This is a genomic window from Mycobacterium sp. P4_H6 (genome assembly GCF_056400845.1).
Genome location: NZ_JBFUKN010000055.1, coordinates 25,015 through 40,683 on the forward strand (window position 1 = coordinate 25,015; position 15,669 = coordinate 40,683).

A 15,669-nucleotide genomic window follows, 5' to 3' on the forward strand; every position below is an offset into this window, starting at 1 on the left:
GTCAGGTGAGCATCCTCGGCCGAAAACGCGCAGACCTGCGCATCTACCTGGGTGCCGCGCCCGGTGTGGGTAAGACCTATTCGATGCTCGGTGAGGCGCACCGCAGGATGGAGCGCGGCACCGATGTCGTCGCCGCGGTGATCCAGACGCACGCCCGCCGCAAGACCGCCCAGCAGCTCGCGGGCATCGAGGTCATCCCGCCGACGTACATCGAGCACGAGGGCACCCGGTATCCCGAACTCGACGTCGACGCGGTGCTGGCCCGGCGGCCACAGGTGGTGCTCGTCGACGATCTCGCCCATGCCAACACGCCGGGCAGCCGCAACGCCCATCGCTGGCAGGACGTGGAGCTCTTCCTCGACGCGGGGATCACGGTGATCACCACCGTCAACGTCCAGCACCTGGAGAGCCTCAACGACGTGGTCAGCCATATCACCGGCACCGCACAGGCCGAACGCGTGCCCGACGAGTTCGTCCGCGCCGCCGACCAGATCGAATTGGTCGACATCACCCCGGAAGCGTTGCGGCGCAGGATGGCTCACGGCAACGTGTACCCGCCCGAGCAGGCCGCCGCGGCGATGGAGGACTACTTCCGGCCCGGCAACCTGACCGCGCTGCGACAGCTGGCGCTGCTGTGGCTGGCCGATCAGGTCGACACCGCCCTGGCCAAGTACCGCACCGACAAGAACATCACCGACACCTGGGAGGCCCGCGAACGTGTGGTGGTGGCGGTGTCCGGCGGACCCGAGTCCGAGACCCTGGTGCGGCGCGCCTCACGGATCGCGTCCCGGTCCGGCGCGGACCTGAAGGTGGTGCACGTCATTGCGGGCGACGGGTTGATCGCCATCTCTCCGCAACAGAAGAAGGTCGTGCGCGAACTCGCCGCCAGTCTCGGCGCGACGATGCACACCGTCGTCGGCGAGGACGTCGCCGCCACCCTGCTCGATTTYGCGCGCAGCAACAACGCCACCCAGGTGGTGCTGGGCACCTCCCGCCGGTCACGGTGGGCGCGGATGTTCGACGAAGGCATCGGCGCGCAGGTCATCGCACAGTCCGGCAATGTCGACGTTCATATGGTCACCCACCCCGAGGCGCATACCGGGGTCTCGTGGTCCCGGCAGTCGACGGCGCGGCGGCGCGTCCTGTCATGGCTTGTCGCACTGGTCATTCCGGGGGTGACCTGTGCGGTGACGACGTGGTTACCGGCCGGCGCGCTGGGCATCGGCGGTCAGAGTGCGCTGTTCTTCACCGGCGTGCTGCTGGTGGCACTGCTCGGCGGGATGGGCCCGGCCGCCCTGTGCGCAATGCTCTCGGGCCTGCTGCTCACCTACTTCCTGGTGAGTCCCGTGCACAGTTTCACCGTCTACGACTCCGACAGCGTCGTCACGGTGCTGGTACTGCTGCTGGTTGCGGTGGCGGTCGCAGCGCTGGTGGACCGGGCGGCCCGCCGCGCGGCCGAGGCACGGCGCGCCTCGCAGGAAGCCGAACTGCTGGCCCTGTTCGCCGACTCGGCGTTACGTGACGCCGATCTGATCCTGCTACTCGACCGGCTCCGGGAGACGTATACCCAACGCGCGGTGAGCATTGTGGCCGCCGAAGGCAATCTGATGGCCTCCGTCGGCCCGGATCCGTGCGCGGACGTCGACGCCGCCGACACCGCCATCGAGGTCGGTGATCACGAGTTCTGGATGTTGATGGCGGGCCGGACGCTGACGGCCCGGGACCGCCGCGTGCTCAGCGCCGTCGCCGAACAGGCGGTGGCCATGCTCAAGCAGCGTCATTGACTCAGTCGGCGTAGTTGGCGGCGAAGGCGCCCGGCGTCATCCCGGTGACCCGCCGGAAGTCGCGGCTCAGGTGGGCCTCGTCGGCGTAGCCCAGGTCGGCGGCCACCGCCGCGATCGTCGTCGTCCCGCTGCGCAGCCGCCACGTCGCGTCCTGGATGCGGCGGCGGCGCACCAGCCACTTCGGGGTCAGCCCCACCCGGTGCCGGGTGAGCCGCTGCAGCGACCTCTCCCCGATGGCGAAATGCGCGCAGACATCGGCGACGCGAGTCACGTCCGGGTTGTCCTCCACATAGGCCACCACCTCATTGATCAGCAGGCCCTGCTCATCGACCGGTAGATAGCCGCGCAGGAAGTCGTGGTAGCGGTCGACCGCGGCGGATTGCGCCTGGGCCGCAGAGGGTTCGACCGTCATGATCGCCCGGATCTGCGCGGCCAGGGACTCGCCCGCCGGCCCGAACAGATCTGCCAACTCGATATGACTGTCGGTCCACTGCGACACCTGCCCGCCGGTGAGCAGGGCCCCGGCGGCAGGCTCGGACATGACCCCGGCGGCCCATCCGTCACCGCTCAGCGGGGTGCCGGCCAATCCCGACGCCGGGCCGTAGAAGCGTGCGTAATCGCCGGTGACCACCAGCAGGCACACCGGGTACTGCAGCACCCGCTGGGTGTAGACCTCCCCGGCCGGCACCTGCCAGACCGGCATCCAGAACCGCCGGACCAGCCCGGCGAATTCGGCGCTCGTGGTCGGCCGCGACATGTGGATGGCGGCGCGGTGCGCAGGGTCGAGCAGGTGGGCAGGCTCGGCCGCGACGGAGTTGTCGGGTTTGTCCAATTCGCCCACCGTCTCGCTGCCTATCGTCGGCTCATGACCGATTCGAGTGTCGCAGAGACCTATGACGAACTGGCCCAGGGCATGGCCGCGGTGATCGCGAGCCTGCGCGCCGAACAATGGGACAAGCCCAGCCCGTGTGAAGGCTGGACCGCGCGCGATGTGCTCGCCCACCTGATCGACACCGAACGCGACTATGTGACCGGGCACGGCCTGGCGCTGCCGGCGCGGCCCGATCTACATGATCCGTGCGCGGCCTGGTCCGCGCATGCCGGCGCCATGCGGGAACTGCTCGCCGACCCGGAGGTCCCCGCGCGCAGCTTCGACGGTCATTTCGGGCCGACCACCATCGGCGACGCACTGCTGCAGTTCTACGGGTTCGACCTGATCGCGCACCGATGGGACCTCGCCGCGGTCACCGAGACGCCCTACCGCTTCACCGAACCCGAGCTCGACAGCCTGGAGCAGAGCATCGCCGGCTGGGGTGAGGCGCTCTACATGGAGGGCATCTGTAAACGCGCCGAAACCCACAGCGGCACCGACCGGCAGACCCGGGTGCTGGCCGCCCTCGGGCGCACCGGCTGAAACTTCTCGGTGGTTGCAACCGCGTTGCAACGTGACGCAGATTACGGTTTGCCCTATGTCCGGCTATCGCGAACTTTTCGACGCCAGTATCACCGACCCGTCGGCGTTCTGGGCCGACGCCGCCAAGGGCGTCACCTGGACCAAGGAACCCACGCGGGTGCTCGACGACAGCAACCCGCCGTTCTACCGCTGGTTCCCCGACGGCGAGCTCAACACCTGCGCCAACGCGCTGGACCGGCACATTGCCGAGCGTGGTGACCAGGCCGCGCTCATCTACGACTCCCCCGTCACCGGCAGCAAGCGCGTCTACACCTACCGCGAACTGCTGGACCAGACCGCCCGGTTCGCCGGCGTGCTGCAGGGGCTCGGCGTCGCCAAGGGCGACCGCGTCGTCATCTACATGCCGATGGTGCCCGAAGCCGTCATCGCCATGCTCGCCTGCGCACGGCTCGGGGCGGTGCACTCGGTGGTGTTCGGCGGGTTCGCCGGCCACGAGCTCGCCACCCGCATCGACGACGCGCGCCCCACGGTGGTGGTCTCGGCGTCCTGCGGTATCGAACCGACCCGCACCGTCGAATACAAGCCGATGCTCGATACGGCGCTGCGGCTGGCCGAGCACTCCACGCCCAAGTGCGTGATCCTGCAGCGCGAGCAGCATCCGTGCGAGCTGGTCGAGGGCCGCGATGTGGACTGGGCGCAGGCGATGGCCGCCGTGCAACCGGTCGAGCCGGTGCCGGTGGCCGCCACCGACCCGCTCTACGTGCTGTACACCTCGGGCACCACCGGCAAACCCAAGGGCATCGTCCGCGACAACGGGGGGCATGCGGTCGCGCTGCTGTGGACCATGCGCCACCTCTATGACATCGAGCCCGGCGAAGTGTTCTGGGCCGCTTCAGATGTCGGCTGGGTGGTCGGGCACTCCTACATCGTGTACGCGCCGCTGCTGCTGGGCGCGACGACCGTCATCTACGAGGGCAAGCCGGTCGGCACCCCGGACGCCGGCGCGTTCTGGCGGGTCGCCGCCGAGCACAACGTCAAGGCGTTGTTCACCGCGCCGACCGCGATCCGGGCCATCAAGAAAGAGGATCCCGACGCCAAGCTGCTGGCCGACTACGACCTCTCGAATCTGAAGTACCTGTTCCAGGCCGGGGAGCGGCTGGACCCGGGCACCTACGAATGGGCCTCGGAGAAGCTCGGCATCCCGATCATCGATCACTGGTGGCAGACCGAGACCGGCTGGGCCATCGCCGCCGACCCGATGGGCGTGGAGAAGCTGCCGGTCAAACCCGGCTCGGCGACGGTGCCGATGCCCGGCTACGACGTCCGGGTGCTGCGCCTCGACGGCTCGGAATGCGAACCGGGCGAAGAGGGTTCGATCTGCATCAAGCTGCCGCTGCCCCCGGGTACGCTGCCCACGCTCTGGGGCGAGGACGATCGCTACGTGTCGTCATACCTGACGGCATTCAAGGGCTACTACCTGACCGGGGACGGCGGGCACATCGATGACGACGGCTACCTCTTCGTGGTCGGGCGCACCGACGATGTCATCAACGTCGCCGGGCACCGGATGTCCACCGGATCCATCGAGGCAGTACTGGCCGGCCACCCGGCGGTCGCCGAGTGCGCGGTCATCGGGGTGGCCGACGAACTCAAGGGGCAGGTGCCGCGCGGGCTGGTGGTGCTCAAGTCCGGCTTCTCCCCCGACGGGGTGGCCGCTGAGCTGATCGACGCGGTGCGCAACGACATCGGCGCCGTGGCGAGCTTCAAGTTGGTGGATGTGGTTGCCGCCCTGCCGAAGACGCGGTCCGGGAAGATCCTGCGCAAGACCATGCGCGGTATCGCCGACGGCCGTGACGAACCGGTGCCGTCCACCATCGAGGATCCCTCGGTGCTGGAGGCGCTCAAGGAGACCCTGCACCCGTCCTGATTGAAGTCGCCGAAACTGTATTCCAGACGGCAAAGTGCGAGTGCACACCTTCTGGAATACAGTTTCGGCGCCGGGGCTAGAAGGTGATGCGCAGCTTCTCCCAGCCGCGCACCGTCGACGTCGGCGCCAACTGGGCGGTGTCATAGTCGATCTCCCAATCGGGGAACCGGTTGAGCAGTTCGTCGAGCGCGACCCGGCCCTCCAGGCGGGCCAGGTTCGCCCCCAGGCAGTAGTGCAGCCCCTTGCCGAAGGTCAGGTGGCTGATGTTGTCGCGACGGATGTCGAACCGGTCCGGTAGCCGGTAGCGGCGCGGATCGCGGTTGGCCGCGCCGAACAGCAGCAGCATCGCGCTGCCCGCGGGCACGGTCTGGCCGTAGGCCTCGAAATCCCTTGCCACCCAGCGGGCGACGTGCGGACCGGTGGGTTCGAAGCGCAGCGTCTCATCCACCACCCTGTTCAGCAGTGAACGGTCCTGGTGCACCGCGCGGCGCTGCTCGGGGTGTTCGGCGAGCACCTTGGCCAGCCAGCCGATGAGCCGGCCGGTCGTCTCATTGCCCGCGCCGGCGACGACCTGGGTGTAGTGCAGCACCTCCTTGCGGGTCAGCTTTCGGGTCACCCCCGACTCGTCTTCGAACTCGACGTTCAGCAGCGCGGTCATCAGATCGTCGGAGGGGTTCTGCGAGCGCCACTGGACGTAGTCGGCGTAGATGCGGCCATCGGCGATCTTGTCGGCATCGCGTACCTTCATGGGAGCGCCCGGTTTGGTGCGCAGGTTCGCGTCGTTGGCGTCGCGTACCCCGATCTGCTCGGATTCCGGTATGCCCAGCAGCATGCCGATGACCCGCATCGGCATCATGGCGGCCAGCTCGGCGATGATGTCGAAACCGCCGGAGCCTACCTGCGGGTCCAGGCAGCGCACGCAGAACTCGCGGATCTGATCCTCGATCGCGGCCATCCGGCGCGGGGTGAACACCCGCGACATCAATGCCCGCAGCATCGAATGCACCGGTGGGTCCTCGAACATCATCACACCATCGGGCATGTCGAAATCGGACTGCACCAGCTCCAGGATGTCACTTCGGCTGTTGGAGAACGTCTCCCAGTCCGAGAGCGCCTGCTCGACGTCGCTGTGCCGGGACAGCGCCCAGAACCGGTACTTCTCGTTGTAGTAGAGCGGCGCCTCGTCCCGCAGGGTGGCATAGGTGGGGTACGGGTCGTGCACGATCCCGACGTCATACGGGTCGTAGTACACCGTCACTTCAGGCAGCTCCCGGCGTCCACGGGCAGGGTCACCCCGGTGATGTAGCGCGCCTCATCGGAGGCCAGGAACAGCACGGCGTTGCTGATGTCCTCGACCTCGACCCAGGGGATGGGCAGCATGTGGAAGGTCCGGCAGATCGGCTCCAGGTCCGCCTGCCCCGGGTTCTCCAGGTCCGGGCGGAACATCCGGTAGGTCTTCTCGTTCATCAGCATCGGGCTGTTGACGTGGGTGGGGTGCACCGAGTTGACCCGGATCGAGTGGTGGCCCAACTCGACGGCGAAGGACCGCATGAGGCCGACCACCCCGTGCTTGGCCGCCACGTAGTGTCCGGTGTGCGGATAGGCCTTGGTGCCGGCCACCGAGGCGGTCAGGATGATGGATCCACCGCGTCCGCCCTCCAGCATGTGCGGCACGCCGGCTTTGACCGATTTCCACACCCCGCTGAGGTTGACGTCGATCATCTCCTGCCAGAGGTCTTCGGACATTCGGTCGAGTTTGACTCCGGTGGTGCCGATCCCGGCGTTGGCGGCGATGATGTCGAGCCGCCCGAGTTGTTCCACGCCGCTGTCGACGGCGGCCTGCACGGCGGCGGCGTCGCGGACATCCACCTCGGCGGTGACGATCCGGCGTCCGAGGTTCTTCACCAGGTCCGCGGTTTCGGCGAGATCCTCGGTGGTGGCCCCGAGGGCCGGCGAGTTCTCGAAGGTCTGGCAGATGTCGATGGCGATGATGTCGGCGCCTTCGGCGGCCAACCGGACCGCGTGGCTGCGGCCCTGTCCGCGCGCCGCGCCGGTGATGAATGCGACCTTGCCTTCGACCCGACCAGCCATGACACCGTCCTCAAGAAAAGTTTGGGCAGTCGCCCAACAGTTAGGCTGTGGCCATGTCTAGCAGCACCGCGGTAAAGCGGTCAAGGGACGGCGATTCAACCACACGCCGCGCGTTGATCCGGGCGACCGCCCAGATCATGCTGGACGAAGGCTATGCCGCGGCCACCTCGCGGCGGGTGGCCGCGCAGGCCGGGGTGAAACCGGCGCTGGTGCACTACTACTTCCCCAGCATGGACGAGCTGTACCTGGCCGTGCTGCAGGCCGGTGCCGAGGTCAACCTGGACCGGCAGCGCCAGACCCTGAGCGCCGATGCTCCCCTGCACGCGTTGTGGGAGCTGAACAACACCACCGGAGCCCAGCTCTGGATGGAGTTCATGGCGCTGGCCAATCACCGCAAGGCCATCGCCGGCGAGATCGCGGCCTACGCCGAGCGATTCCGCGATCTGGAGGAGGCCACGCTCAGCGCGGCGCTGCGCGCCCACGGCGTGGACACCGCGGCGTTCCCGCCGGTGGTGATGTCGATGATCGTGGCCAGCCTGGCGCGCATCATGGTGCTCGAAGAAGGACTGGGGATCTCCCGCGGTCACCGCGAGGCGAAATCCTTCATCGACGGCTACCTGAACCGGTTCGAGCTGCCCGGCAGGCCGGCTTAGAGACCGGCGCGTTCGAGAGCTTCTTCGTACTCCTCATCGGCGACCCGCTCACTCTTACCGGCGGCCACCGCACGTTCCCAGACGGCCACGACCTCGTCGGAGACCAGCGCGAACTTGGCGTCCCAGGTCTCGGAGTCGAACCGCCAGTAACCCGTGACGTCGAGCTGGTCGACGGTCCAGCCGGCACCACGCAAATACTTACGCACCGAACGTGATTCGGCGGCCTCGCCGGCGAACCAGCAGTACCCGCGGCCGGCGGGCATGTCGTACTCGCGGACCAGCCGGGCGAGCTCGCTGGCCGCATGGCCGTTGCCGGTACCCACCGACGCAATGACGGCGACGTCCGGGTGCGCGGGCAGGTAGGCCAGGTCCTCCTCGTCGGCCACCTCCACGATCGCGATGACCGGCATGCCGCCCGGCAGGCTCTCGATGATGCGGGCGGTGGCCGGCAACCCGGAGAGGTCGGCCACCAGCAGCTGCCATTCGGTGCTCGGTTCCGGGCGGTACCAGGACCGGGCGTGGTCGAGCCCGACGCGGTCACCCGGCGCGGCACCGGCGGCCCAGGTGGTGGCGACCCCGCGCGCGTGCAGCACGACATCGACCACGATGCGGTCGCCGTCGGAGTAGCGGACCGAATAGTTACGGCCCTCGCCACCCGAGTCCGGGAAGTAGATGCCGACGGCCGAGTCCCCGGCCTGTTTGACGTCGAGGACCTCGGGTTCCTCGACCCGCAGGGTGATCCGGCGCAACCGCTGGTTCAGGAGTTTCGCCTCGATGACGGATGCATGCGAAAAGCTCATGTGGATACACGCTAACTCAAAACACTCAGGCCGCGAGGTGTCCCCACATCGGGCTCAATTCCGTCCACGGACCGATGGCCGCGATCGTCCCGTCGACCAGCACGACCACCCGGTCGGCCTGTGCCAGCGCCGCGCGTTTCGACGACGCACCGAGCACGGTGATGCCGCGGGCCCGTAGTCCGGCCCACAGCGCAACCTCGGTCACCGCGTCGAGTGCACTCGAAACATCATCGGCGAGCAGCAGTTCCGGCTGCACGGCCAAAGCCCTGGCCAGCGCCAGCCGTTGCACCTGACCCCCGGACAACCGGACTCCGCGGTGGCCGACCAGCGCATCGGCGCCACCGGCCGCCTCGATGTCGCGGCCCAGCTGCGCGTCGGCGACGGCCTGCCCGATGTCGCGGTCATGGTCGAGACGGATGTTGTCGGCGAACGTCCCCGAGAGCACCCGTGGCACCTGCGCCACGTGCGCGGCCTGTCCGGGCCGCAGGAAGGTCTGGGCATCGTCGACTTCCACCCCGTTCCACCGGATGGTGCCGGTGTGGCCGACCAGACCGCACAACGCCGACAGCAGAGACGATTTGCCCGACCCTACCTGGCCGAGGAGCAGGACCAGTTCGCCTGCCTCGACGGTGAGATCGACGCCGGTGACGCCGCGGGTCCCGTCCTCGTGCACCGCGGTCAGCCGGCGAAGCTCCAAGCGGTGCAACGCGGTACGCGGTGCCCGGCCGGGAAGCGGGGCCGTTCCGGCCTGCAGGTCGACTCCGGCCGGTATGTCCATCAGGTCGGCGCCGCCGGCGAAGCGGGTGGTCTCCAGCTGCCAGGCGCGGGTTCCGGGCGCTCCGGTGACCACGGCTCCGGCAACGCTGCCGAAATAGTCGAATCCGGCGACCGCACCGGAAACCATTAGTGCCGCAGCCAGACTCCATCCGTCGAGCAGGTAGACGATCCACGCGGCGACCACACCCAGCTGCACCATCACCACCGGCACACCGAACAGGACCGACTCGATCCGGTGCTCACGCACCGCGGCCTGGACACGGCCCCCGTCCACACCATCGAGGTGTTTGCGCACATCGCCCGTGGACGCCGCGAGCTTCACGGTCCGCACGCACTCCAGCACCGAGACCAACGTGCGGCCGAAGTGCGCGCGGGTGGTGGACGCGGCCGCGGCCGACCGTCCTGCCATCGGGCGCCCCGCCACCGACGCGACCGCCGAGGCGACCATCACCGCCAGCAGGATCGCGCCCGCGATCGCCGTCCCGCTCAGGAACGAGGCGAACACGACGATGATCAGTCCGCTGACGACGTCGTTGCAGCGATCGGCGTAGCGCAGGAAGCGGTCGGAATCCAGCACCCGGGACACCACTTCGCCCGGCGGGGTCCGCTCCAGACGGTGCTGCCGGGTCTGGGCGTCCAGGACGGTCATCCGGATCCGCAGGGAACAGGCGGCCCACCACGGGACGAATCGACGCACCGCCCAGGCCAGGAAGAACGGTTCGGCGACGATGCTGACCACCGTGGCCGCGGTGAGCGCCACCGAGGTCTGGCCCTGCTCCAGGCTCTCGACCAGCCGGCCCCACACATACCCGCTGACGGCACCGGTCGCTCCCACCAGCCCGGTGACCAGGAACAGTGCGCTGCCCAGCAGTCCCCATGCCGGCAGGACGGCGACCATGCGGGCGATCCCGCGGGTCAGGCTGGACCCGGTGCCCAGGTCGGTGCCTACGGGCCGGTCACCCTGCCGCCGCACACCCCCGACCATCGTGTCGCTGTGTGCCGCAACGCTGCTGGGCGGCGTGGTGTCCGCGTGCCGCGCGCCGGAGGCATCGAGCAGCCGCCGGAACGGCCCGGGACGTGACTCCAGTTCGGCGCGCGGCCCCTGGTCGATGATCCGGCCACCGTCGAGCACGGCGATGTGATCGGCCCGCTGCACCGTGCTCAGCCGATGAGCGATCAGGATGCCGGTGCGGTCGGACAGCAAGCGATCCGCGGCACGGACCACCCGGTCCTCGGTGAGCGGATCCATGCGCGCGGTGGCCTCGTCGAGCACGACGACCCGGACGTCACGCACCAGCAGCCGGACGAAGGCCACGAGCTGCTCCTCACCCGCGGACAACGTGGTTCCACCCGGACCCAGCAGAGTGTCGATACCGTCGGGCAAGCTGTCGATCCACGAGGTGAGGTCGAGTTCGGCAACCGCCTTGAGTACCCGCTCCCGCGGCAGATCCGCGAACAACGTGATGTTGTCGGCCAGCGTCCCCGCCAGGATCTCGGTGCGCTGGGTGACCACCCCCACCGAGGACCGCAGCTGCTGCAGGTCGAGATCCAGCGCGTCGACTCCGGCGATGTACAGCGACCCGGGTTCGGGATCGACGGCCCGGGACACCAACGATGCCAGCGTGGACTTTCCCGAACCGGTCCGGCCGACCAGCGCGCAGGTCGTGCCCGCGGGGACATACAGGTCGATGTCGGCAAGCGCGAATGCGCCTTCGGTGTAGGAGAAGTGCAGGTCGGCGAACCGGATGTCGACCGCGGCCGCGGGAATCGGTTCGCCACCAACGGGTTCCGATTCACTGTCCATGAGCTGGCGGATGCGGATGACGGCGCCCATCCCCGCCTGCAACTCGGGTAGCTGACGGGCGAGCTCGGCGATCTCGTTGACCAGGGTGGCGCTGACCAGGAAGAGGGTGATCAGCTCGGCGATCTCGAGGCCGCCTCCGGATACCAGCGCCACGCCGGCCACGACGACACCGGCCAGCAGCGCGTGCAGCAGCCCGCCGGCGCGCAGGGTGATCCGCGATTCGACCGCCACCACGGCGCGGACACGCTGCAGCACGTGGCCAGAGAGCTCCGCGCACCGCCGGAGCAGGAAGGCCTGGCCGAGGCTGGTACGCAGATCATCTCGTGCGGCGATGCCCTCTTCCATCATCGCGGCATGTTCCGTCCAGGCGATTTCCTCGACCACCTTGCGGTCGCTGAGCTGACGCAGCAGCGGCCGGATCACYAGAACTGTCAGCGGCGCGACCACCGGAAAGATGAACCAGGCGGGCCACCAGGTCAGGCCGGCGACGATCCACATCGGCACGGTGGACACGAGCGTGCGCATGGCGTCCCAGAGCTGTTGGCGCGCCAGCGACCCGACCTCGTGGGTGTCGTCGTCGACGCGGTCCAGCACCTCCCCGACCGCCTGCTCCGAAAGACGGTCCAGGGGCTGATTCAGCGCCGCGGTGAGCAGGTCGGCCCGCAGTGCGCCCTCCGCGCGGTCCACGACGCCCGCCCAGAGGGTGCGTCCGAGAGTGTCGAGCACGGCATAGCCGAGCAGGCACGCGGCCAGTGCCGCGAGGGTGGTCCACACCGGCATCGCTGCCACCCGCCCGATGATCACGGTGCCCAGGGCCTGCAGGGTCGCGGCAATCGCCATCGCGATCAGGGCCGTTCCCGCGCCGCGCCGACGAAGACGGCGCCAGTCCACGGTGCGATCCGGATGCGAAGTCATCGCCTCGCAAGGTACGCGTCGCGTCAGTCGGCGGCCCAGGCGCGGCGGCGCAGCAGCCGTAACCCGTTGAGTGCCACGACGATGGTCGAGCCCTCGTGCCCGGCCACACCCAGCGGTAGGGGCAGGTACCAGAACAGGTCCCACATCACCAGCACCACGATGAAGGTTCCGGCGATGGCGAGATTCGCCAGCACCATCCGGCGTGCGCGCCGGGCCAAGGCCAGCACCGCCGGTATGGCGGCCAGGTCGTCGCGGACGGTGACCGCGTCCGCGGTCTGCAGGGTCAGGTCGGCACCGGAGCGCCCCATCGCGATCGACGCGTGGGCGGCCGCCATCGCCGGAGCGTCGTTGACCCCGTCTCCGACCACCAGCACCCGGCCGGGCAGTTCCCGCACCGTGGCCACCTTCTGATCGGGCAGCAGTTCGGCGCGCACCGCGGCGATGCCCACCTCGTCCGCCAGATGTGCTGCGGCCCCGGCATTGTCGCCGGTCAGCAGCACGGGTGGCTGCGTGGTGAGACCCGACAGGGCTCGCACCGCGGTCGCCGCGGCGGGGCGCGCGGTGTCGCGCAGCCCGATCACCCCGGCCACCGCCCCGTCGATGACGACGACGACCGCGGTGACGCCGGACCGCTCCATCTGGGCCGCCTCGGGTATCGCCGGACCCGGTGCGCCGGCGGGATTGACCACCTCGACGCGGTGGGTCTGCACCGTCGCCCGCACGCCGCGCCCGGGGACGGCCTGGAAGTCCAGCGCCCGCGGGATGTCGAGCCCACGGTCGCGGGCGTGCGCCACGATCGCACGCCCGAGGGGATGTTCGCTGTACTGCTCGGCCGCCGCGGCCGACCGCAACACCTCGCTCGACGTGGCGGCCACCACCCGGGGTGTCCCCGTGGTGAGGGTGCCCGTCTTGTCGAAGGCGACGGTGTCCACGGTGGCCAGTTGTTCCATTGCGACAGCCGATTTGACCAGCACGCCATGCCGTCCCGCGGTGGCGATCGCCGACAGTAGCGGGGGCATGGTGGCCAGCACGAGCGCGCACGGGGAGGCCACGATCATGAACGTCATCGCCCGCAGCAGCGCCGAACGCAGGTCCTCCCCGAACAGCTGCGGCACGACGAACAGGGCCAGCGTCGCGGCCACCATGACCACCGAGTAACGCTGCTCGACCTTCTCGATGAACAACTGGGTGCGGGCCTTGGTGGCCGACGCCTCGGCCACCAGGGTGACGATGCGCGCCACCACACTGTCGGCCGGGTCGCGGATCACCGCGGCCTGCAAGGCGCCCGCGCCGTTCAAGGTGCCTGCGAAGATCTCGTCGCCGACACCCACCGCGACCGGTAGCGACTCGCCGGTAATCGACGACTGGTCGACATCCGACGCGCCGCTGCGCACCGAGGCATCGGCGGGAATGCGCTCCCCGGGCCGCACCTGGATGCGGTCGCCCACCCGCAGCTCGGTGGCCGCCACCACGCGCTCGACACCGTCGTCGATCAGGGTGGCGCGCTCGGGCGCCAGATCCAGCAGTGCGCGCACGGAATCGGCGGTCCRCGTGGTGGCAAGGTCCTCGAGCGCGCCCGAGGTCGCGAAGATGACGATCAGCAGAGCGCCGTCGAAGACCTGGCCGATCGAGGCCGCGCCCACCGCGGCGAGCACCATCAGCAGGTCGACGTCGAGGCGCCGTTGCCCGAGCTCGCGCAGTCCGTCCAGCCCGGGCTGCCAACCTCCGGCGGCGTAGCACGCGAGATACAGGGCCCACCAGACGATCTCGGGTGCGCCGAGCAACTGAGCAGCCAGTCCGAGCGCGAAGAACACCAGGGCCAGGGCCGCCCAGCGCACCGAGGGCAGCGACCACGCCACTCTTCGCGTCGACCGGCGTGTTCGCGCTTCTGCATCCCGAACGTCCGTCATCACGTTGACATCAAAACATGTAGAGTTCTACATGTCTAAAGATAAACCGGTGTCGTGGTTCAATTGACGAATGGGACACGGCGTCGATGGACTCACCCCTGCGGTGACGTCACTGGACCCCGCCTCGGCGGTCAAGGTCGCCGAGACCCTGCAGGCCCTCGCCTCCCCGAATCGGCTGCTGATCCTCACCCGGTTGCGCCAGTCGCCCTGCACGGTGACCGACCTGTCGGCCGCCGTCGGCATGGAGCAATCCGCGGTCTCCAATCAGCTGCGACTACTGCGCGCGCTGGGCCTGGTGGCCGGCGATCGGGCAGGCCGCAACATCGTCTACCGATTGTTCGACAACCACGTCGCACAGCTGCTCGATGAGGCGGTTTATCACATCGAGCATCTGCGCCTGGGCGCGCGCGACGACACCGCCTGAACCGCGACACCCGGCGTTTTACCGCATCGCTTTTCGATATCCGCCGCCTCGGCAATACAGCTGTATGGAGCAAATCCCGCGGAGTTAGCACCTGAGCCAAAGCGGAAGCCGCTGACCGGCGCAGCAAAGATCTTGAACACTGGGCAGAACGTTGCTGGGAAGCGCCACCGCGATTTCTGGGAGGTCGGTCTCAGTCGCTGCCGGTAACCTCCTGCCGCCGCGCGACGGTTCCGTCGGCCCTGGCCACCTGCTAACTTCGCTGATTGTGTGCACCCCACCGGGGGGAACGCCGTTATTCGGACGACTCAGGAGTGAAACACCGTGAAGACCACGAGCATCGCGGCCGCGTTTGCGGCTGCGGCCATCGCAGCCGCAGGGGCGATCACCGCGTTCAGTGCGCCGATCGCGATTGCCGACGACCTCAACACCGTGAACACCACCCATCTCGGCAGCCAGGCCGAGCTCACCGACGGCAATGTCGTGCAGGGCTGGACGGTCACCGGCCTGAAGGTCAGCACCGACACCATCCCGTATCAGCCGCAGGGCACCCTGTGGGAGGCCACCGCCACCGACAAGGCCATCCAGGGCAGCGCCCAACCCATCGTGTCCAACTTCAACGCCCGCGCCCGGGACGGCCAGACCTACCGCGCGCTGTTCGGCGTCCCGACCGCGCAGGGTGTCAACCCGTCAGCCATCGCGCAGGGCCAGCAGACCTCCGGCAAGGTCTACTTCGACGTCACCGGTTCCGCGCCGGACAGCGTCGTCTACGCCACCAACGCCACCGACCTGATCGTCTGGGTCACCCCGCCGCCGGCGGCCAGTTCCGGTGGTGGCGCCGCGGCCAGCGGCACCCGGACCTACCAGGCCCCGGCCGCGACGGCGCCGTCGACGTCAAGCACCGAGACCTCCACCACCCAGACCCCGGCCGCGCCGGCGGACGCCGAGGCGACCACGCCCGCACCCACCACGGTGCCGGCGGGCAGCCAGGGCACCCCGCTGCCCGAGGGCACCGCCGAGACCGCCCCGGTGCCGGCCGGCAGCCAGGGCACCCCGCTGCCCGAGGGTGAGCCCGGCCTGACCCCGGCCGGCGTGCAGGAAGCTCCGGTCCCCGCGGCCGCCGCTCCGGCTCCGGCCGCCGAAGGCACCGCGCCGGCCCCCGCCGCCGTGGAA

11 protein-coding genes and 1 pseudogene are annotated in these 15,669 nt (G+C 69.2%); 6 read left to right on the forward strand and 6 right to left on the reverse strand.

From position 1 onward, the window contains the following. Nucleotides 1-5 precede the first annotated feature (5 nt). Nucleotides 6-1,778: pseudogene (locus tag AC1DTF_RS21165) on the forward strand (sensor histidine kinase); the annotation flags it as partial. A 7-nt stretch (nt 1,779-1,785) separates the two neighbouring features. On the opposite strand, the gene AC1DTF_RS21170 reads toward AC1DTF_RS21165, so the two are convergent. Continuing rightward, complete coding sequence (locus tag AC1DTF_RS21170; protein WP_477475490.1) at nt 1,786-2,625, reverse strand: helix-turn-helix domain-containing protein; 840 nt, start codon at nt 2,623-2,625, stop codon at nt 1,786-1,788. Nucleotides 2,626-2,649: 24 nt separating this feature from the next. Between AC1DTF_RS21170 and AC1DTF_RS21175 the strand changes: the two genes are divergently transcribed. Both AC1DTF_RS21175 and AC1DTF_RS21180 read left to right on the forward strand, forming a co-directional pair. Further along, the gene (locus AC1DTF_RS21175) at nt 2,650-3,198 is read left to right on the forward strand and encodes a maleylpyruvate isomerase family mycothiol-dependent enzyme (RefSeq protein WP_477475491.1); all 549 of its coding nucleotides are present in this window, start codon (nt 2,650-2,652) and stop codon (nt 3,196-3,198) included. Nucleotides 3,199-3,211: 13 nt separating this feature from the next. Further along, nucleotides 3,212-5,125, forward strand: coding sequence for a propionyl-CoA synthetase (locus tag AC1DTF_RS21180; RefSeq protein WP_477475492.1), 1,914 nt, complete (start codon nt 3,212-3,214; stop codon nt 5,123-5,125). A gap of 76 nt (nt 5,126-5,201) precedes the next feature. Here the strand turns inward: AC1DTF_RS21180 and AC1DTF_RS21185 are convergent, their stop codons facing one another. Together AC1DTF_RS21185 and AC1DTF_RS21190 are read right to left on the reverse strand one after the other, a co-directional pair. After that, nucleotides 5,202-6,392, reverse strand: coding sequence for a cytochrome P450 (locus AC1DTF_RS21185; protein WP_477475500.1), 1,191 nt, complete (start codon nt 6,390-6,392; stop codon nt 5,202-5,204). Continuing rightward, nucleotides 6,380-7,216: a mycofactocin-coupled SDR family oxidoreductase gene (locus tag AC1DTF_RS21190; RefSeq protein ID WP_477475493.1), complete on the reverse strand. Its 837-nt coding sequence runs from the start codon at nt 7,214-7,216 to the stop codon at nt 6,380-6,382. The genes AC1DTF_RS21185 and AC1DTF_RS21190 overlap by 13 nt, the downstream gene beginning before the upstream one ends. Before the next feature lie 53 nt (nt 7,217-7,269). Between AC1DTF_RS21190 and AC1DTF_RS21195 the strand changes: the two genes are divergently transcribed. After that, nucleotides 7,270-7,869: a TetR/AcrR family transcriptional regulator gene (locus tag AC1DTF_RS21195; protein ID WP_477475494.1), complete on the forward strand. Its 600-nt coding sequence runs from the start codon at nt 7,270-7,272 to the stop codon at nt 7,867-7,869. On the opposite strand, the gene AC1DTF_RS21200 is transcribed toward AC1DTF_RS21195, so the two are convergent. From AC1DTF_RS21200 to AC1DTF_RS21210, 3 genes are read right to left on the reverse strand one after another with little or no spacing between them, the layout of a single operon-like run. Next, a complete protein-coding gene (locus AC1DTF_RS21200) occupies nt 7,866-8,669 on the reverse strand; it encodes a siderophore-interacting protein (protein WP_477475495.1) in 804 nt (267 codons plus the stop codon). The genes AC1DTF_RS21195 and AC1DTF_RS21200 overlap by 4 nt on opposite strands. A gap of 25 nt (nt 8,670-8,694) precedes the next feature. Next, nucleotides 8,695-12,165 carry an ATP-binding cassette domain-containing protein gene (locus AC1DTF_RS21205; protein ID WP_477475496.1) on the reverse strand — a complete coding sequence of 1,157 codons (3,471 nt, stop codon included), beginning with the start codon at nt 12,163-12,165 and terminating at the stop codon, nt 8,695-8,697. Between the two features lie 23 nt (nt 12,166-12,188). Further along, complete coding sequence (locus tag AC1DTF_RS21210; protein WP_477475497.1) at nt 12,189-14,075, reverse strand: heavy metal translocating P-type ATPase; 1,887 nt, start codon at nt 14,073-14,075, stop codon at nt 12,189-12,191. Nucleotides 14,076-14,145: 70 nt separating this feature from the next. Between AC1DTF_RS21210 and AC1DTF_RS21215 the strand changes: the two genes are divergently transcribed. Then, complete coding sequence (locus AC1DTF_RS21215) at nt 14,146-14,499, forward strand: ArsR/SmtB family transcription factor (RefSeq protein WP_477475498.1); 354 nt, start codon at nt 14,146-14,148, stop codon at nt 14,497-14,499. 321 nt (nt 14,500-14,820) lie between these two features. Beyond that, nucleotides 14,821-15,669: MPT63 family protein (locus AC1DTF_RS21220; RefSeq protein ID WP_477475499.1), on the forward strand; the 849-nt coding region annotated here is incomplete at its 3' end.